The 18,901-nt window shown below is 62.4% G+C and carries 20 protein-coding genes; 10 read left to right on the forward strand and 10 right to left on the reverse strand.

The window, feature by feature from the left end:
• Positions 1-10 precede the first annotated feature (10 nt).
• A complete protein-coding gene (locus tag QM685_RS13800) occupies positions 11-2,209 on the reverse strand; it encodes a hypothetical protein (protein WP_415116752.1) in 2,199 nt (732 codons plus the stop codon).
• Between QM685_RS13800 and QM685_RS13805 the strand changes: the two genes are divergently transcribed.
• The 7 genes from QM685_RS13805 to QM685_RS13835 all read left to right on the forward strand — a co-directional run bounded on the left by QM685_RS13805 (position 2,160) and on the right by QM685_RS13835 (position 7,340).
• The gene (locus tag QM685_RS13805) at positions 2,160-2,294 is read left to right on the forward strand and encodes a hypothetical protein (RefSeq protein WP_415117027.1); all 135 of its coding nucleotides are present in this window, start codon (positions 2,160-2,162) and stop codon (positions 2,292-2,294) included. The two genes, QM685_RS13800 and QM685_RS13805, sit on opposite strands and share 50 nt — an antisense overlap.
• 683 nt (positions 2,295-2,977) lie before the next feature.
• Positions 2,978-3,307 (forward strand): DUF2322 family protein, encoded by a 330-nt coding sequence (locus tag QM685_RS13810; RefSeq protein WP_415116754.1) that lies wholly within the window; start codon positions 2,978-2,980, stop codon positions 3,305-3,307.
• A 220-nt stretch (positions 3,308-3,527) separates the two neighbouring features.
• Complete coding sequence (locus tag QM685_RS13815; RefSeq protein WP_415116756.1) at positions 3,528-3,818, forward strand: hypothetical protein; 291 nt, start codon at positions 3,528-3,530, stop codon at positions 3,816-3,818.
• A gap of 65 nt (positions 3,819-3,883) precedes the next feature.
• On the forward strand, positions 3,884-4,027 hold the full coding sequence (locus tag QM685_RS13820) for a hypothetical protein (RefSeq protein WP_415116758.1): 144 nt from the start codon (positions 3,884-3,886) through the stop codon (positions 4,025-4,027).
• A gap of 84 nt (positions 4,028-4,111) precedes the next feature.
• Positions 4,112-4,339, forward strand: coding sequence for a hypothetical protein (locus QM685_RS13825; protein WP_415116760.1), 228 nt, complete (start codon positions 4,112-4,114; stop codon positions 4,337-4,339).
• A 378-nt stretch (positions 4,340-4,717) separates the two neighbouring features.
• Complete coding sequence (locus tag QM685_RS13830; protein ID WP_415116762.1) at positions 4,718-5,683, forward strand: peptidoglycan DD-metalloendopeptidase family protein; 966 nt, start codon at positions 4,718-4,720, stop codon at positions 5,681-5,683.
• A gap of 790 nt (positions 5,684-6,473) precedes the next feature.
• Positions 6,474-7,340: a sterol desaturase family protein gene (locus QM685_RS13835; protein ID WP_415116764.1), complete on the forward strand. Its 867-nt coding sequence runs from the start codon at positions 6,474-6,476 to the stop codon at positions 7,338-7,340.
• 43 nt (positions 7,341-7,383) lie between these two features.
• Here the strand turns inward: QM685_RS13835 and QM685_RS13840 are convergent, their stop codons facing one another.
• From QM685_RS13840 to QM685_RS13870, 7 genes are all read right to left on the reverse strand, one after another.
• On the reverse strand, positions 7,384-8,550 hold the full coding sequence (locus QM685_RS13840) for an MFS transporter (protein ID WP_415116766.1): 1,167 nt from the start codon (positions 8,548-8,550) through the stop codon (positions 7,384-7,386).
• Positions 8,547-9,341, reverse strand: a complete 795-nt coding sequence (locus QM685_RS13845; protein WP_415116768.1) for a DeoR/GlpR family DNA-binding transcription regulator — start codon at positions 9,339-9,341, stop codon at positions 8,547-8,549. The genes QM685_RS13840 and QM685_RS13845 overlap by 4 nt, the downstream gene beginning before the upstream one ends.
• An 89-nt stretch (positions 9,342-9,430) precedes the next feature.
• Positions 9,431-10,948 (reverse strand): PepSY-associated TM helix domain-containing protein, encoded by a 1,518-nt coding sequence (locus tag QM685_RS13850; protein ID WP_415116770.1) that lies wholly within the window; start codon positions 10,946-10,948, stop codon positions 9,431-9,433.
• Between the two features lie 74 nt (positions 10,949-11,022).
• Positions 11,023-13,416 (reverse strand): TonB-dependent receptor, encoded by a 2,394-nt coding sequence (locus tag QM685_RS13855; protein WP_415116772.1) that lies wholly within the window; start codon positions 13,414-13,416, stop codon positions 11,023-11,025.
• Between the two features lie 80 nt (positions 13,417-13,496).
• Positions 13,497-13,907, reverse strand: a complete 411-nt coding sequence (locus QM685_RS13860; RefSeq protein ID WP_415116774.1) for a DUF2946 domain-containing protein — start codon at positions 13,905-13,907, stop codon at positions 13,497-13,499.
• Between the two features lie 77 nt (positions 13,908-13,984).
• The gene (locus QM685_RS13865; RefSeq protein WP_415116776.1) at positions 13,985-15,322 is read right to left on the reverse strand and encodes a LysR family transcriptional regulator; all 1,338 of its coding nucleotides are present in this window, start codon (positions 15,320-15,322) and stop codon (positions 13,985-13,987) included.
• The gene (locus QM685_RS13870; protein WP_415116777.1) at positions 15,319-16,020 is read right to left on the reverse strand and encodes a GntR family transcriptional regulator; all 702 of its coding nucleotides are present in this window, start codon (positions 16,018-16,020) and stop codon (positions 15,319-15,321) included. Before QM685_RS13870 ends, QM685_RS13865 begins: the two co-directional genes overlap by 4 nt.
• A gap of 424 nt (positions 16,021-16,444) precedes the next feature.
• On the opposite strand from QM685_RS13870, the gene QM685_RS13875 reads away from it, so the two are divergent.
• Both QM685_RS13875 and QM685_RS13880 read left to right on the forward strand, forming a co-directional pair.
• Positions 16,445-17,290: a gallate dioxygenase gene (locus tag QM685_RS13875; RefSeq protein WP_415116778.1), complete on the forward strand. Its 846-nt coding sequence runs from the start codon at positions 16,445-16,447 to the stop codon at positions 17,288-17,290.
• Entirely contained in the window at positions 17,287-17,646 is a 360-nt protein-coding gene (locus QM685_RS13880; RefSeq protein WP_415116780.1) for a protocatechuate 3,4-dioxygenase, read from the forward strand. The genes QM685_RS13875 and QM685_RS13880 overlap by 4 nt, the downstream gene beginning before the upstream one ends.
• 174 nt (positions 17,647-17,820) lie before the next feature.
• On the opposite strand, the gene QM685_RS13885 is transcribed toward QM685_RS13880, so the two are convergent.
• Complete coding sequence (locus tag QM685_RS13885) at positions 17,821-18,252, reverse strand: BON domain-containing protein (protein ID WP_415116782.1); 432 nt, start codon at positions 18,250-18,252, stop codon at positions 17,821-17,823.
• A 23-nt stretch (positions 18,253-18,275) separates the two neighbouring features.
• A complete protein-coding gene (locus QM685_RS13890) occupies positions 18,276-18,476 on the reverse strand; it encodes a hypothetical protein (protein ID WP_415116784.1) in 201 nt (66 codons plus the stop codon).
• A 99-nt stretch (positions 18,477-18,575) separates the two neighbouring features.
• Here QM685_RS13890 and QM685_RS13895 point away from each other — a divergent pair, with 99 nt between their 5' ends.
• Positions 18,576-18,896 (forward strand): pyrimidine/purine nucleoside phosphorylase, encoded by a 321-nt coding sequence (locus QM685_RS13895; protein WP_415116786.1) that lies wholly within the window; start codon positions 18,576-18,578, stop codon positions 18,894-18,896.
• The last annotated feature ends 5 nt before the right edge of the window (positions 18,897-18,901 follow it).

Below are 18,901 nucleotides of genomic sequence, written 5' to 3' on the forward strand. Positions count from 1 at the left end.
TTTGCTGCTATCAGGCCGGGTCAGCGTACTTCAGCGTCCACGTGAGCGTGCGGCTGGCGCCGCCGGTCAACGCGAACGGCTGCGTCGTACACGCGAAACTGGAATGTAGTTGTCCAATCGGCGTGGTCGACAACGGGTTGGTCGCGCCGTTCACCGTGTCGAATTGCGACAGTGCGCAACTGTCGAAACCCGTGGTGGCATAGTTCGTCGCCGGGCTGTTCGTGTAGTTGACCGAGAAGCCGTCGCTATTGGCCGTCGTGTTCTGGAAGTCCGCGAACGACGTGTAGTCCGTTTCGACCGACAGGTTGCCGGTCAGCGTGCCCGAGCTCAGCGTATCGGTACGCGTCATCGTGCCGTTGCTGAAAGTCATGACCGTATGCACCTGCAGATCGAGATCCGTCGTGTATGCGGCGTTTTTCGTTGCTTGCCTGAACTTTGCCGTGTCGAACGTGACGACGACCTGACCGTTGTTTTCCGTCACGTTCAGATTCTTGTAGTACGTGACCGGAATATAGGTCTTGCCGTTATACGTGACTTGCGGGATCAGCAGTGCGTAGGCGAGGTCCGTTGTGCCATACACCAGATTGTCCGAGGACGGCGTCGGATAGTACGGCGTGAACGAGTTGTAGTCCGGCGCCTGGCTCAGGTTCAGGTTGATCACGCGTTTGCCGTCGCGCACCGTGATGAGCCCCGCGCTATACGGATGCGCGGTGTCGGTCGGCTGATTGTACCAGGTCAGCGTGTAATGCGGCTTCGTATCGAGGTAGGCCTGCATGTCGGCATCGGACAGCGGCGCCTTGCCGTTGAAACCGAGTTTGTCCCACCACGCGTTGACGTACATGTACTGGTGCAGCAGGCTGAAGTTCTCGCCCATTACGCGCGGCTTGCCGCGATACGCGTCGGTGCCGCGGCCCTTGACCCACATGTTCACGGACGGCGTCGGCAGCGTCGGGTCGTACCAGAAGTTGCTGTAGCGCAAAGCCGACTTGTAGATGTATGTATAGGCGACCTTCATTTCCTGATCGGTCAATATGCCTGCGTTGGCTGCCGCGGTCAGCACTTCCATGAATGCCGAGTCGCCGTATGGGCCGATCGAGCGGCCATAGTTGAAGCCCTGGCCGTTGGTATTGAGCTGCGGAAGAATCAGGTTGACCGAATTGCGCAGATACGATTTCAGTTCCGGCGTCAGGTTCGCCTGATTGCCCATTTCCAGCGTGCGCTCGGTTACTTCGCCGATCAATAGCGTGCTGTAACGGTCGTAGCGCGCCTGGTCGTAGTAGGTCGTGTGGGTATTCGATGCTTCGTCGGAGAAGCCGCCCGACGAGTCGTTGCGGATGTGTTTGGTCAACGTGTACAGCAGCGCGTCGCGTGCGTTCATCGTGGCGACGCTCGGGTCGGTGGTCGACGAGAACGTCGGGTTGCTCCAGCCGAGCTTCTGCCGCAGCCCCGCGATGCCGTACGACACCGCGTAGTAGTTCTGCGCGGTATTGAGCGAGGCCACGTCGATCGGCGTGCCGGCCGCCGGACAGGTGTCGGTCTTGCCGCTCGCATCCGCGCCGAACATGTCGCAGAAGGTCAGGCGTGCTTTCAGCGTATTCAGCATCGAGTCGCTGAACACTTCGTTCAGCATGCCGTGCGCCTGGAAGTTATTGAGCGCGACGAGATAGTAGTACTCGCCCCAGGACGTATTCGCGTATGTGTAGTTGGCGCCGCTCATCTGCGTCATCATCGCGGTCGTGATTTTCTGATACGTCGCCAGATAATCCGCATAGGCCGGATCACCTTTCGTTTTCATATCGATCAGGATCCACGACAGGCCGAGCGCGAGCTTGCCGGGCAGGAATTTGTCGCCAGTGTTCGTATCGAGCACGTGGACGGGGCTGCCGTCGCCGAGATCCATGACGACCTGGGTGAAATCGGGCGATTTTCTGATCAGATCGAACAGCGCTCGCATTTGCCCCATCATCGTGATCGGAATGCCCGCCTCGGGCGGCACGCTGGTGTCGGCCGCGCCGTACACGACCCCATGCAGCGAAATGGCGCCGTTTTTGGACGGATCGGGCGTGGGAGTCGGCGACGTCGTGGGCGGGGTGCCAGGAGAGGTCGGCGCAGAGGATGGATTGTCATTTCCGCCGCCGCAGGCGCTGAACAGGAGGGCCATGGCAGCGCTCAGGGCAAATGCAAGCGTAGTTTTCTTCGGTGAAAGCATTTCGTCTCCGGATTCTGATTTAATGGGTGTCGGATTTATATTTTTGATTTATGGCGATTTATCCATTTATCTCCTTTTAAGTTGATTAAAACCGCTTCAAGTTTAAGTGTGCAGCTTAATAACATCAGTCGTCTGATAACTTGAGTGGTAAATAAAGCATAGCCGTGTACCAGAAGGGCAAACGCCTCTACGGCACGGTGCTTCCTGCTGCCCTTCAAGACTGGCGGGCTTCTGCCATATCCGTAATCACTGCAATGCAGCATGACGACTACGACAACCGGCGATTTGCGTTACGGAAATTTTTCTTAAGTCGTAGGAGATCATATCTCAAAGACGATTGCAAGCACCTTGAAATGCTGCCAATGGGAGTGGTCCGAACGATGATTCCGGCTGGTGCCGCTACTCCATGTCCTTTTGGAAGGGATTTTTAGACTGCGTCGCGGCGTGATTATCGCGAGCGATTTATTGCCAGAAGATTAGTTAGCCAGACGAAGTATCGTGCGCGTCACGATGCTGACGCATCCTTTCGTGCGGACGCCGCTCAGCTTCGAAAAAGATTACATGTGGCGCATTTTCGCAAGTTTCGAAAAAAAGAAGTTAAACGTTTTCCCTATCGAACTAGCTGTCCGTAAGCCCGAAAAATTGCCGAGGATTCCCTGGCATCGGCAGCGTGCTTCGGTCCGTTTTGCTGGTCGATTTACGAGCGTTCAGCCCATCGGATAAGATACGTGCCGCCATGCATTTTCCAGAACAGAAGGAGTAGTTTCGATGATCCAACCGAGCAACGTTTTCAAGGAAAATCTCGCCCGGATGCCCGCGATCGACGGCATCGCGCGTATCGATCTGATCGACGGCAGCGGCGCCGTGGTCGCCAGTATCGAGAACAAGCCGGGCAAGCAGGGCTCGCTCGCGGTGTACAACTATCTGCGCGGGACCTTCGGCACGCTCGACGCGAAGGCGGCCGAACACGGCCTCGCGCTGTTCGCCGAACATACGGCCGACGCGCGCAACCGTCCGGGTGGGCATCCGAACGTCGACCATCTGCTCGCGATCGCGGCGGGCGGCGAGGCGTTGCGTATCGAGGTGGCGGCCGCTTAAGCGCCTTACATCGTGCTGCGGGTTATCGTTTTCCTGCGGCGCAACACGGATCTTGAAGCACCAGCGAGCGGATCCGTCACTCGCAACGGCCTGATTACCAGTAGAAACCCTGATCTTTCGAAGAGGCCGGATTGACTTGCCAATCGGCTTCTATTCGGCGAATTGAAAAGCAGGGCGCCGGCGCACACTGGCTTTGTGCCAATCGCGCCAGGAGCCTCAGATGTCTTCCCGCCACGCCAAGACCCGCCGGTTCGACGCCTGCCAGCCGGAAATTTCCACGCCGGATTGGGACAGCCTGTCACCCGACCCTGACGCGGACGCGATGCGAGAACTGCGGCACGCGTCCGAGGCCGTGTTGTGTCTCGCGACACAGGCCCACGCGGCCGTCGCACGCAGCGACGGGGCCAGCGCGGAAGCGGTGCGCCAATCGCTCGAAAGACAGTTGATGCTCACCAGAGGCCTGATCGACGAGCTTCTGTTCGGCGCGCCCGGCCAGTCCGTGCTGCATTGACGGCCGGCACACCCCCGACACCCCCAGGTATTGACCCCGCGGTCCCGACGTTCCGGAAACTTGAAATGAGCACTTTGACGGTAGTTCTTTGCATCTGGGCGATGCTCGCGTTGTGCGCGATCCTTTTTATCCGCGGTGCGAGCCCGCGTGTCGAGCATGTGGAGAACCAGCCGCGCAGCCGCCCGTCGCGCTATTCGATTGCGGAGTAATGGCGGGTGACCAACGGGGTAACATGAAGTGCGCCGGCGCCGATGCCGGATTGCACTGCCGATGTTTCCACCGGAGGTTCTCGCATGGACACTCATTCGATTCTCGGCATCATGCATGCCGAAGAGGCCTTGCTCGTTTCCATCGTGCGATCGTTGCCCGAGGACATCAGGCGCAAGATCGCCAATGATTTTCACGAGCAGGCGCAACTCGCGGAAACGTCGCATCTGAATCCGACGTCGAATCGCGAAGCAGGCGATGCGTTCAAGACACATATCCGCCGTCTGTCGAACATGCTTGCGTCGCTCTCCTGACTCGACAGCGCGTCGCGCGAAAAGCGCGGAGAGTTGCACTTCGCCCGTCATCGAGATCAGCCGCTTGCTGACGCATTTCCTGTAAGGCCGCGACAACGACGTTGTCCGCGCCCGCTTGCACTCCCGTCTATTGGGGGCAGCTTAAGACTGACTTAAGAAAGCGTCCATAGGCTTGCCCATCAATCTTCCGCGGCGTCTCACGCAATAACTGGAGACGCCGATTCAATGAACCTACCCGATCGTGCGCGCCATACGCGCACGCGACGGTCGACCGCCTGTCATGAGTCAATGCCTCTATCTGTAGCCCGCATTCTGCCGGGGCGTGCCGGCAAAATCATTGTTGTGTGTGCAATGAGTTCGGTGTGCGCGGCGTACCTGATGACTCACCACCGCGCGATGCACGACGACGATCCGGACGTGTCGCTGGTGAGCAAGGATTCCACGAAAGTTGCCGGCAATGCGCCGGCGGCAGCACCGGGCGCCGCGTCGATCCCCGCTGCCGCATCTGCCACACCCGCCGCATCGGCGCCGCAAGCCGCGCAACCCGCTGCATTCACCGTCAGGAAAGCGCCCATCGACCGCAGTTTCGCGGCGGCCGCGCAAAGCATGGGTGTCGATGCGGGCACGACCGCGATTCTGGCGCGTGCATTCCGCAACGAACTCAACCTCGCGCGCGATCTGCGGCCCGGCGACCAGGTCAGCGCGGTGTTCGACAACAGTAATGGAAACAACCGGAGCGATAACGAAGACGTCATGCGTAAACCGCTTGCGGTTCGCATCGCCCGCGGAGCCACGACGCACGACGTGTTTCTGTACAAGGATCTTCATGGCCAGCCGTTCTACTACTCGAAAGACGGCGCCAGCACGAAGCCCGCATTCGAGCGCTATCCGCTGAATTTCACGCGCGTGTCGTCGGGTTTCTCGCCGCACCGCTTCGATCCCGTGCTGCACCGTTGGCAAAGTCATGACGGCGTCGATCTCGCGGCGCCCACCGGCACGCCGGTGCATGCGACCGCACGAGGTGTGATCCGCTTCATCGGCCATCAGACAGGCTACGGAAAGGTGGTGGTCATTCAGAACCCCGCACCGTATTCGACGACGTTCGCGCATCTATCGCGCTTCGCGAAGGGGCTGCGGCGCGGCAGTCATGTGACGCGCAATCAGGTGATCGGTTATGTCGGCGAGACGGGCTGGGCGACCGGGCCACATCTGCATTACGAAGTCCACGTCGACAACGTGCCGCAGGATCCGCTGACAGTCGGGTTGCCGCACAAAAAGCCGCTGCGCGCCGCTGAATTGCAGCAGTTCAAGGCGCGCGTCGCGCAATTGACGGCGCTGCTGTAAAGCCGATCGCTTGTGTTGCCGTCTCAACTTTGCAACACGACGGGCGGCGCACGGCAAGCGCTACTTCTCCTCGCATCGCGCCGGCAATTCCGACCGGCGCGTTCGTCAAACCATTGCGCGTCAATGTTCATACGGGTTTTCCCGCTCGCCTCGAATGGACGCGTGCGGGCGAACGCGAAGCATCGTCCCGCCACGGCGACGTCTCAATTCCGATTCATTGTGTGCAATCCAGCGCGCGCCACCCGGCTTGCGGAGGCGCGCATCATTGCCTGGCAAGGCTTTGACGCCTGATGGCATAGCCATTGCAATAAGAGAGCTACAAGAACGATACAGTGCAGCCGGAATCAGGCATCCACGTAGTGAATAAAAGCCGACGGCAGCAAACGTCTTCGTGATTCGCGTTCGGGGAGGTTGACGCGTTTTGCGAAGTGCGGCGGGGCCAACTCGAAACGGATGTCGATAAACAACGACGACGCGAGTGGCCGGTACGGAAGTATCGGCCACTCGCGATCGTGACGGCGTGAAGCGATGACCTCGCCACTTTTTTCCGCTCGCACGGAGCGGACCACGATTCGTCGTAAGTTCCTGGTAAGCACGAACACGCGCGGCCGGTTGACTCGAAGCGGCTGCAAAGCAGGCTTGCGCGCCCGCCTGCGGGCTGAGAAGATCACACTAACGTTCCTGTCGTTCGCGAGTACGCGGCATATCTCGTGTTTGCCGTGGTTCGAGTCGCTCAAGTTACTTGAGCCACTTATGCCGCCATTCCGAATCCTCTGCAGCGGGGAATTTCATGTTTGCGTCGAGCCCGTTTCCTGAACTGCTGCACCACGCGAGGCTGTGGTTGCAAGCCTATGCGCTCGTGCTGCTGATGATGGGACTCGGCGCATTGGCGGAGCGTCGCTGGCCGGCCACGTTGCTGCAATCGCGCGCGGGCCAGCGTTTGAACATGGCCTATGCGGCTTTGTATCTGGTGTTCGTGGAGGCCGCGAAGCCGCTTACCGCGGCAGCGAGCGTCGCGATCGTGAACGCGTTCGGCGGCGGCATGGTGGTGCTGGTGTCGCGAGGCTGGGGCGCGCTCGCATCGTTCGTGATCGTGCTGCTCACCATCGATCTGCTCGAATACGCGTTTCATCGCTTGCAGCACACGTGGCCCGTGCTGTGGAAACTGCATTCGCTGCACCATAGCGCGGTGGATTTCAACGTGACGGTGACGTTGCGGCATCACTGGCTCGAAGTGCTGATCAAGGGATGCCTGCTTTATCCGATCGTCGGCGTGCTGTTCAGGGTCGAACCGTGGATCGTCGGCGCGACCTCGATCGTATTCATGATCGGCAATTACATCGCGCATCTGAATCTGCGCGTGGACCTCGGCCGCTACGTCACGTGGGTCAATAATCCGCAGTATCACCGGCTGCATCACTCGATTCGCGCCGAACATCTGAATCACAACTTCGCGCAATTGCTGCCGATGTGGGACCACGTGTTCGGCACGCGCTGGATACCCGCGAAACATGAGTGGCCGGTCACCGGTCTCGACGACGGGACGCAGCCGCATTCGCTCCTCGGTGCGCTGAGCTGGCCGCTGGGTCAGCACGCGGAGCATGATGGGCTACCCGTTCGCAAGCCGGTGGCGGTGCTGGACAAGGAGGCGAAGTAGGCCTGCCGCGCGCGCTTATCGCGCGCATGCAATCAGGCCGGGATCAAGCGAGCCGCGCATTGCGCACCGCCTTGCCGCCCAACAGCGAAACGATCAGCGTCGCCATCACGAGTACGCACAACGCCGTGCGCAAGCCCAGCAATCCGGCGCCGAAGCCGATCAACGGCGGCCCGACCAGAAAGCCCGCATAACCCGCGGTGGCGGCCATCGAAACGCCGATCGCGGGCGTCGTGGTCGAGCGTCCCGCCGCGCTGAAAATCACCGGAACGATATTCGCGAGACCGACGCCGATCATCGCGAAGCCGACGCACGCGGTCAGCACCGTCGGCAGGCTCAGCACGAGCGCGAGTCCGGCCAGCGCGATCAGCCCGCCGAGTGCGACGACCCTGCTCGAACCGAAGCGGCGCACCGACGCATCGCCGGCAATCCGGCACGCCGCCATCGACAACGCAAACGCGGAATAGCCGATCGCGGCGATGCTTGCTTCCTGATTCAACGTCGAGCGCAGATACACGGCGCTCCAGTCGGCGACCGCGCCTTCCACGAGCATGCAGAGGAACGCGAGCATCGCCAGTTTCATCACGCTGCTGTCGGGCCACGCGAAGCCGCTCGACACCGCAGCCGCGCGCGGGCCGATATCGCGCAACGCGAGCGTGGCCGCACAAACAATCAGCATCGCGATGAACAGGTCGGGCACGAGCAGGCCGCCGATCACGCCGACACCGCCTTTTTGCAGCAGTGCGCCCGTCGCGGCGCCGAGCAGCCCGCCCGCGCTCCACGCGGCATGAAACGACGACATGATCGGCGCGCGCCATTGCGTTTCGATCGCGCTGGCGTGGCCGTTCATCGATACATCGAGCGCGCCGTTCGATGCGCCGAGCGCGAGCAGTACGATGCACAGCGTGACCATGCCGGGCGCGAGCGCCGGCAACGGCAATGCGATCGCGAAGGCCGCGCCGAGCAGCGCGGTCGCGCGACCGCTGCCGAGGCGTGGCGCCAGTTGCCCCGCGAGCGGCATGGCGACGATCGCGCCGAGCGCGAAGCAGAACAGCGCAATGCCGAGCGATGCATCGCTGAGCGACAGGCTTTCCTTGATGCGCGGTACCTCGACCGCCCACGCGCCGATGCCGAAACCGTTGGCGAGAAACACGCCGATCGTCGCGATGCGTTCCTTGACCAGCTTGCTGTGCGGGATATCGAGCGAAGTCATCGGCGCGCCACCTTCACGTTGTCGCAGACGGCCTCGAGGCTCGCGAGCCTCAAGGCCGGCACGTCGGCCTCGACGAACAGATGATCGACCGCCGAAGCGGGCGCTACCGCGAACGGTGCGGCCGTCATCAGCTTTTCCGACGTCAGCGCGATGGCGATCTGGCCGCTTGCCTTGACCATCGCGCGTTTGAGCTCGGCATCCTCGGCATCGAACGCGGCCACGCCTTCCTCGGGATCGAGCGCGCACGCGCCGAGAAAACACAGGTCGGCGCGGATCTGCTGGATTTGCAGCAGCGCGGTCGCGCCGAGCGAGCCCGCCGCGCCGCTCGCGATGCGTCCGCCGACGAGTATCACCTCGAAGCCCGGCCGGTTCAGCACGCGCATGCAGGCTTCGGGCGAATTCGTGACGACGGTCAACTGCATGTTGTCGGGCAGCGCCGCCGCGATCGCGACGTTCGTGGAGCCGGCGTCGAGCAGCACGATCTGCTTCGGGCGGACGATCGACGCGGCCGCCGCCGCAAGGCGCGCCTTGCGATCGACGGCTTCGTGCATGCGGATGGCGGCGGGTTTGCCGGCCGGCGACATCAGCAGTGCGCCGCCGTACACGCGCTTGCAGTGGCCCTGGTCGGCGAGGTCGCGCAGATGACGGCGCACCGTGTGCGCCGAGGTCAGCAATTCGGCGGCGAGCTCGGCCGCCAGCACCCGGCCGTGCGTGCGCAGCCGCTCCAGAATGAGCGCTTCGCGTTGCTCGGGCAGCAGCCCGTTTATCGCTTCCTGTCGCGTTCGCTGCATCGCTTTTCCTCGCTTGCCGATCTAAAACGATCATAAACGAGCAAAATGTATCGTAAACAATCAGCGGGCGCAAGCGGCGTAAGCAGGCCCTAAACCGCGCGGTTCAGACTTCGCGCGGTGCGGCCGAAAACCAGCCAGTCGAGCAGCCATACCGCGACGAGCGTCGCGCCCATCAGCGGGAAGACGACACCGAGCAGAACGAGGCCGGCTTTCCAGCCGCGCATCGGCGGCGCCGCACGTTCGCGCGCTGGCGCACCGAGCGAGCGTTGTGGCCGCCGCTTCCACCACATCACGCAACCGGTCACGGCGAGCGCGGCGAGGCCGAGCGAAATGGCCGCGCACAGGATCTGGTTCGCGACGCCGAAGTAGCGACCCATATGCAGTGACGTGCCGTATGAAACGGCTTTCGCGATCGCGCCGTAATCGCCGTAGCGGATGTCTTTCAATATCGCGCCACTGTATTGGTCGATATACAGCGTGCGTTCGTCTTGCGGATTCGCCGGGAAATACGAAACGGTGTAGACGCCCGTTGCCGAGTTCGGCAGCACGATGCTGTAGCCGTCCGTGATACCGAGCGAGGCCGCGAGCGCGACGATATGACCGGGCGACAACGGCTGCATTGCACCGGGCGCCGTGCTGGTGGAAGCGGGCACGCGCGTGTCGCCGGCCGCCCATGGTTTGAGCGGCAACGGCAGGTCGTCCATCACCATGCCGGGCATCGAGTCCATGTCGGCATGGCTCCCGTGCGTCGCATTCGTTGCAGGTGCATCCGATGCGATGGCATGGTCCGCGCGCGCTCCCGGCAGCGCGGAGCGCAACGCCAGGCCGCCCCACGTGCCGGGCGGCGCGCCGAGATGCGTGGCGGTGGCGAACGCCTTGAACTGCTTGCCCCAGGAGCCGGTCCACGGCAGGCCGGTCAGCACGAACGCGAGCGCGCCGAGCGCGAGCCAGATGCCGAGCGCCGCGTGGATGCTCTTCCACAGCGGACGTCCACGCAGCGTGAAGCGCGGCAGCAGCGCGGCGCGCGCGCCGGTTTTGCCGCGCGGCCACCAGAGTGCGATACCGGTGCCGATCATCACGAGCGTCCAGCATGCGACCAGCTCCATCAGCAATTCGCCGGGCTTGCCGAGCAGCAGCTTGCGATGAAGCATGCGGTCCACCTGCATGAAGCGGCGCTCGACGCTTAGCGTGCCCAATACGTCGCCGTTGTACGGATTCAGATAGACGCTCTGTTGCGTGCCGTCCGCGAGACGAAAGACGAATTCCGCGCTGCGTTGCGGATCGCGCGTGACGACCACGGTCAGCGCGGCGGAGCCGGCCGGCATCGCCGCGCGGGCTTTGGCCAGCAACGTATTGTCGGGCAGCCTCGGGACGGCCTGCGGTTCGACGATCAGGCGATGCCGATATAGCAGCGGCTCGATTTGCGGCTGGAAGCAGTACAGCGTGCCGGTGATCGCGAGCACGAGCAGAAAGGGCATCACGAAGAGCCCCGCGTAAAAATGCCAGCGCCACAGCGTTCGATAGCCTGGGTGCGCCGAGCCGGAGTGTGTGCCGGCGGTTGTATTGCTTTCCGCGCGAATGCGCTCTTCGGCGTGAGTCGTGGACATGAAATCCTCGTCGGGCAAGATTGGATCGATTGCTTGGGATGCGGGAAGCGGCGCGTATTGCGCCCGGGTGTCGCTCAAATGCGAAGCTTCGCTTCCACGTAGAAAGTGCGGCCCGGATACGGGTGATAAACGAAGTAGCGCGCGTCGAACAGGTTGTCGACGCCCACGCCGATTTCACTGAGCTTCGTCGGCTTGAACGTGAACTTCGCATCGGCCACCGTGTAGGTACTGGTGCCGCCGAATACGTTCGGATTCGTGTCGGTATTGGTGAGCGTGTTGTACTGGCGTCCCGAGTAGCGCGCGGCGAGCGTCAGCGCCGAGCGGGCGTCGAAGTGCCAGGTCGCGGCCAGATCCGCGCGCCATAGCGGAATACGGTAAAAGTACTTGCCGACAGTGGCCGGGTTCTGCGCATTTTCGATGATCTTCGATTGCGTATAAGCGACGCTCGCAAGCAGATCGAGACCGCGCACCAGCACGTCTTCACCGGAATAACTCGTTTCGACGCCACGCGAGCGGACCTTGCCGATGTTCTGGAAATTCGTCACGTTCGGAATCACGGTCGTGTCGGTCTGACTGAAGATCGTGTTTTTGACGTCGTCCTGAAACAGCGAGAAGCGGAATACGCCGTTCCAGTGCGCCCATTCGGCGCTGAGTTCTTTCGAAAGATCGTCTTCGGGCTGGAGATTCGGATTGTTGTTGACGAGCGCGGAACCGTTGATTTGCCCCTGGAACAGTTCGCTCACCGTCGGAAAGCGATAGGCGCGGCCAATGGAGGCACGCAAGGTCAGATCGTCGCTGACGTCGAACGACAGCGACGCTTTCGGCGAGAAGTGGCCCTGGCTTGCATCGCTGTACGGAATGGTCTTGCCGGGCAGCGATTGCGCGCCGTCATAGGCTTGCCAGTCTTCATAACGCACGCCGTAGACGAACTTCCAGCGCGGCAGAAAACGCCATGCGTCCTGCGCATAGAGCGCTTGCGTTTGCGTCTTGCCGGTGAATGCATTGGCAAACGACGTCGCGTCGCCGTCGCGCCAGTTCAACGTGTTGTAGCTCTGGTTGTCGAGAAAGTAGTTGTCGTAGTGATAGCCGAAGCTCAGCGCGTGATTGCCGAGCCCGGCCTGATTGACAGCCGGCGTATACGTGCCGCGCAGATCCAGCGTTTTCCAGCCGGTGCCGTCGCCGAACAGCACGGTGCCGGGCCCGTTGCCCGGACCGCCGGCATTCGCGGTGCGCGCCACGCTGTTGCCGATGTCGTAATACGACGCGATCGCTTCGCCATTCCAGCCGCTGGCATTGCGCGTTTTCAGCGACAGGGCGTAGAGCCAGTTTTCGCTGTGACCGAGGCTCGGCGCAAACGCGGCCGCGGGAATCGCGTAGTGGTAGCCGTCGATCGACACATTGCCGCTGTACACCGGATTGCCGTTTGCGTCGCGCAGGAAAGTCGACGTCTGGCTGTCGTATGTCTGATGCCAGTAGCCGAGCGTGAAGCCGCCTTGCAACGTCGGCGTGAAGTCGTACTGCATCTTCAGCTTGAACTGGTCCTGTACCGTGTGCTCGATGCCTTCGCCGTTCACGCCGAGTACGGCCGTCGGCGTATTGGTCTGGTTGTTGTAGAAGTACGCGCCGGTGACCGGCGTATCGCCGGGCTTCGCGGGCGTGCCCGATTGCGCGAGCGTCGCGAATTGCAATGGCTGGCTCGTGTTCTCGAGATGATTGACGCCGAGCAGATATGAGAACTTGCCAATGCGGTCGCCAATCGACGCGCTCGCTTCGCTGCCGTTGAAATTCCGGTTCACGCCGAACAGACTGAAGTGCTGCGTGAATGCCTTCACATCCGCATCGGCCTCGAACCGTTTCGGCATGCGCGTGCTGATGAGCACCGTCGCGCCGAGCGAATTGCCCGGATAGAGCGCGGAAAACGGCCCGTAGATCACGTCGACCTGCTGGATTTCGTCGGGAAATACCATCGACCAGCGCGGCGGAAACGAATAGCTGTTGCCGAGCAGATTGCTCAGCATCAAGCCGTCCGCATAGACGAGGCCGCGCGCGCTTTGCGTGTTGCTCGTGCCGCGTACCGCAATGATCGAATTCAGATCGCCGATAAAGCGCTTGCGTACCGCGAGATTCGGCATGTACTTCAGCACGTCTTCGGTGTTGACGACGTTCCAGTTCGAAAACTGGTCGCGCGTGACGGTTTCGACGGAGTCGGGCAGATTCGGATCGACGGCGCGCGGCGCGGCGCTTGCCGTTGCGTTGACGCTGACCGTGGGCAGCGTCGCGTCGGCGTTCGCGCTGTCCGCCTGCGCGGGCGTCGCGACGAAGGCCGGCACGAGTGCGGGGACGAGGGTCGGGACGAGCGCGTGCCAGCGGGCGGCACGACATGTGATGTGATAAGCCGCGCGACGAACCGGCAAAGCAGCGCCACGGCGGCCGCGAAGGGGCAGCCTTCGCAGGGCGAAGTTGAACATGAGCGTTTCCTCGATGCATTGAACAGACGACCGCGCGTCGTCGACGGAGGCGACGAAGGCGCGATCAGAACCGGCAGCGATCAGGAAACGACAGGCGGGGCTCGGGGACGTCCCGACGGGAACGCGCCAAGCGGTGTGAAGCGGGTGGACAGCGTGGGCGGCGCGGTGCCGGCAAGCAGCAGCGCGGTCGGAGGTTCGATGGCGGCGACGGTCGGCATCGCGACGTGATGCTCGAGCAGATGACAGTAGCCGCAGGCGCCGAATGCATCGTCGTGGCTCAGATGCACGGGCGCGGGGTTGGTCTGGGCGACGACGCCCGAGTTGCCCGCACCGCTCGCGCCCGAAGGATGCAGCACCGAACACAGTGCGGCGATCGGCTCGTTCGCGCGGTTCGACGCGAGCAGTTGACTCACGAGCGGCGCGAACACGACAAGCCACATGGCGACGAGGCCAAGCCATGCGGTCATGCGGTTGCGGGCGCGTGGAGTCATGATGATCGGAGGATGAACGCGGCGATTCTAGCACTGCCGCGCGATCTTTTTCCTGCTCGGACGTGGGTGAGGCCGTGTTACGTGATCGCGCCCGTGCCGCCCGGCGCTCTGGCGGTGCCGATGCTGACCGTGCGCGTCACGTCGACCACCGACAGGCGAATCGCATCGATCAACGCGCGCGCGGCCGGGGACGGCGTGCCCGCCGCGCGCAAGGTCAGGCCGATGTCGCGCCGGGTGTTATGCAGCGGCACGTCGAGCACCACCAGTTGCCCGGATTGAATCTCATGGTGCAACTGCTGCGCGGATAACGCCGCGGCCATGTCGGTGCCGAGCAGCAGTCCGCGAATCACCGCGAGGTCGGCGGTTTCGACTGTCGGCAGCGGCGGCTTGACTTTCATCCGCCTGAATTGCGTCTCGAACAGCGCGCGCGCCGGCGCGTTGCTGCGCGGCAGGATCCACTGCGCGTCGCGCAGTCCCATGATCGTCAGGTTGCGGGCCTGCGCAAGCGGATGATCGCGCCGCACTAGCACCACCATGTCTTCCGACATCAACCGCTCGTTTTTCAGGCCGCTCGTCGCGTCGTTGTCGCGCAGCGCGCCGAGAATAAAGTCGATGTCGCCCGCGCGCAGACCGGCCACCAGCGTCTCGTACGAGCTTTCATCGGTAACGACGCGCACGCCGGGATTTTCCGATGTCATGCGCGCGATCGCCCTGGGCAGGATCAGCGTGCGTCCGAGCGGCAGTGCGCCGACCGTCACGGAGCCCTGAATCTTGCCGTGCAACGCGGCGATATCGTCGGGCACGTGGCGCAGTTCGTTCAGCGCGCGGCGCACGTGCAGCAGAAACGTTTCGCCTTCGGTCGTGAGCAGAATGCCGCGTGGGCTGCGATGAAAAAGACTCAGGCCCGAACCGCTTTCGAGTACGCGAATCGCGGTACTGACCGCGGGCTGACTGATGCCGAACGTCTTCGCGGCACTCGGCATGTGCCGATGCCGTGCGAGCGCCGCGAACAGTTGCAGCCGCCGTGTGTTGAGCAGATAGGCGGGCAGCGCGCCTTCCGCGGCGGGTCGGCGGCGCGTCTGCCGCGCGGTGCACCATTGCGCGAGTTCTTCGAGTTCGGCAAAGATGCGCTCGCAACGATGCAGCACCGCGCGGCCGACCGGCGTCGGCAGCATGCCCGACGGACCCCGGTCGAACAGCGGTTCGCCGAGCGCCGATTCGAGTTCCTGCACGGAGCGTGTCACCGCCGACTGTGCGCGAAACAACGCAGCCGCCGCGCGCGTTGCGCTACCCATGTCGGCGACGAGTCTGAACGCGCGTAACTGCGCGAGATTGAGCAGGTCCTTGCTGCTTCCCGGCAGCGGTGCTTTGGCCGGCGTCAGGTTGTTCCCGACGATCGTCGTGTCGTTCTTCATGCCGCGCCCGCAATCAGATGTAACGCCGGCAATGACAGGTTCAGGCTTTCCTTCGAAATATGCGTGTGTTCCCTCATCAACGCATCCACGCGCGCGCCTTCGCCTTTTTTCAGCGCGTCGACGATTGCATGGTGCTGGCGATGCGCGTACATCAGCATCATGAACTGGCGCTCTCGCGCGGATTCGTCGAAAGCGATCGTGAACGGCGACACGAACGGGACCTTGCCGTTCAGACTCAGCGCGGCGGCTACCGCCTTGTTTTGCGCCGCGTCGACGATCAGCGCATGGAGGCGGCCGTTCATCCGCGCATAGCGCAGGTCGTCCCCCTGCTTCAGTTGTCCCTGATCGAAGATGTCGTCGCCTTCGCGCAGACAGTCGTCGAGCGCCGCGGCGAGCGCGGCGTTCACGCCGCTTTCCGCGACCGAGCGCGCGGCGAGCCCTTCGAGCACGCCGCGTACGTCAATGGCGTCGAGCACGTCGCGCACGCCGAAGCGGCGCACGACGTAACCGCGCGACCCCGAACGATCGAGCAGGCCTTCCGAGGACAGCACGCTCAGCGCATAACGCAGCGGCGTGCGCGAGATGCCGAGCCATTGCGCGAGCTGCGCTTCGACGAGGCGTTGACCGGGCGAGAGTTCACCCGAGAGAATCTTCTCGCGTAACGTCTGGACAATCGCTTGCTGGGTCGTCTCGTTCATCGTCGTCTAACTCGTCGGAAGCACCGAAGTATAGCCACGCGCGCAACGCTGCACCAAGCGTTAAAAAGTGCGTTGCGAGTTGTTTTACGGGCCATCTGTTTTATTTATCGATTGCTGAAACAGGACAGCACGGCGCGAAGTACGCCGCATGGGCTTGGGATACCGACGACGCCATGCGTAGCGTGGCTTGCGGCGACACACGTCTGCTGGACTACGGCCAATTTACGCTGGTTTTGGCCGATTACCCTGCCTGATATAGGGTTTGCACGTACTTCCGGTATGACGGCACAATTCCTATCTTTGTATCCCAACGCGGTTGGGTCGGCTACCGGCGCGAAGACACAGACCTATCCGATTGACGAGCGATCGACGTGTGATCGATACACGATTGACTCGCGGCACGAAGTGACGGAAGAGAACGAATATGGCAAGGATCATTGGCGGTATCGGCACATCGCACGTACCCACTATCGGCCTGGCGTACGACAAGGGCAAGCAGAACGAACCCGCGTGGGCGCCGCTTTTCAAAGGCTATGAGCCGGTGGCTCAATGGCTCGCGGATCGCAAACCCGACGTGATGGTGATGTTCTACAACGATCACGCCAACAGCTTCTTCTTCGATTGCTATCCGACGTTCGCGCTGGGCGTGTCGGCGAATCACGAGTTCGCCGATGAGGGCGCGGGCAAGCGTCCGCTGCCGGACATCGCCGGACATCCTGATCTCGCGATTCATATCGCCGAGCAACTGGTCGCCGACGAGTTCGACATGACGATCTTCCAGGACCGCCCGCTCGATCACGGCTGCAATTCGCCGCTCTCGCTGATGCTGCCGCATCAGGGCGGTTGGCCGCTGGCGCTCGTGCCGCTCGAGGTCAACGTGCTGCAATATCCGCTGCCCACCGCGAATCGCTGCTACCGGCTCGGCCAGGCGCTGCGCCGCGCGATCGAATCGTTCGACCAGGATCTGAAGGTCGTGGTGGTCGGGACGGGTGGGCTGTCTCATCAGGTGCATGGCGAGCGCAGCGGCTTTAACAACACCGAATGGGACATGGAGTTCCTCGATCTGATCGTCCGTGACCCGAGGCGCCTGGCCGCGATGAAGCACGTCGACTACGTGCGCCTCGGCGGCGCGGAAAGCGTCGAAACGATCATGTGGCTGGCGATGCGCGGTGCGCTCGGAGAAAAGATTCGTGAACTGCATCGCAACTACTATCTCGCGACCAGCACGGCGATGGCGGTGACGATCTACGAAGACGAGGTGGCGCAATGAATCCGCAACTGGTTGGCATCGAGGAACTGACGGGCACCTATCCGTTCGATATTCGCCAGAGCATAAAGGCGATGCGGCTGAACCGCTTTTTCTGGCAGATGCGCGAAGCGCCGGCGCGCGCGCTGTGGCTCGAAAACCGCACGGCCGCTTACGATGCCGCGAAGCTCACGCAGGAAGAACGCACGCTGGTCGACAACACGGACTGGATCGGTCTGGTTCGCTACGGCGTGTGCTTCTTCGTACTCGAGAAGTTCGCGCGTGTCGTGAAGATCACGAACCTCGGCATGTACGCGAGCATGCGCGGCGAAACGCTCGAAGCGTTTCTGAAGACGCGCAAGGTGCCCGAGGCCGTTTAAATAGAAGAAGATCCCGGTATTCGATTGCGACGGCCACCGCCGCGGTGGATCTGGCGCATGTTCATCAGGCAGTCGATCTATCTGGACCGGCCCGGCGAATTCGCGCCGGGCCGGGTACTTTGCACATCTTTCTGCAATGGCGGCAATACGGCCTACGTTTAGTCGCGCATTGCCTTATCGCCCGCCGGCTCGTCTCGTTCTCACCGTCAGCCGGTTCGACACGGACCGGACTCCCCGTACCGATCTCGCCGCATTTCCGGCACGATGCACTTGCGCGCGTTGGGGTACCCAACCGGTCAACGTCACCACGCCATGGCGCGCCTGTACATGAATTCCTGAAGCATGCAGCCCCGGTGTACGCGTGAGCGTGCGGCGCACGTCACGTATCAGTTCGCTGTCCGGCCGGTTGCGGGCAGCCGACGATGCGACCGGCTGGCCCTGCGTGGACGTATCACCCGGCATAGCGCTGCTGGGTTGCGCATCGGCGTATGGCGTCGTGCAAATCGCAACGATTGCTACCGCGATCGCGATGATTGTTCTGCTCGCGCTGTGTACTTTCACTCTTTCTCCTGAGTGGGTTGCGCTACTTTCTTCGAACGCCGGCATTAGCGCGTCACGCAACAAAGACGCTAACTGCCTTCCGTCAGCAGCGCATCCGCGGTAACGACGGTGCAGTATTCCGCGCGCAGATTCGCCAGCGACATTGCATGAACCTCTTCTGCGCTGCGGGGCGTGCCGTTCCAGTCGATTCGCGCGAAAGTGAAGCAGCCGTCGGCAACAAGACCGCATGATAGCCACAGCGCACCGACAAGGAATTTTCTGTCGCGCACGCAGCCCGCGATTTCGTGCCCGATAGCCATGTATGATGACGGGCTCGCGCCTGCCCGGCGCCGACGCATCCATTCACGATGATCCAGAGGAAGACCGCCATGACGGCTGCAACGCAATTCGACCAGGTTTCCGTTGTCAAACGAGCCAACGTCTACTTCGACGGCAAGTGCGTGTCGCACACCGTCCTTTTCGCCGACGGCACGCGCAAGACGCTCGGCGTGATCCTGCCCGGCACGCTTAACTTCGGCACCGACGCAGCGGAACTCATGGAAGTGCAGGCAGGCAAGTGTCGCATTCGCCTCGACGGCAGCGACGAATGGAAAACCTACGGCGCGGGCGAATCGTTTTCGGTGCCGGGCAAGAGCCGCTTCGATATCGACGTGATTGAAACGCTCGATTACGTTTGCAGTTATCTGTAACGCAG

It is taken from the genome of Paraburkholderia sp. (genome assembly GCF_047605525.1).
Classification (GTDB): Bacteria; Pseudomonadota; Gammaproteobacteria; order Burkholderiales; family Burkholderiaceae; genus Paraburkholderia.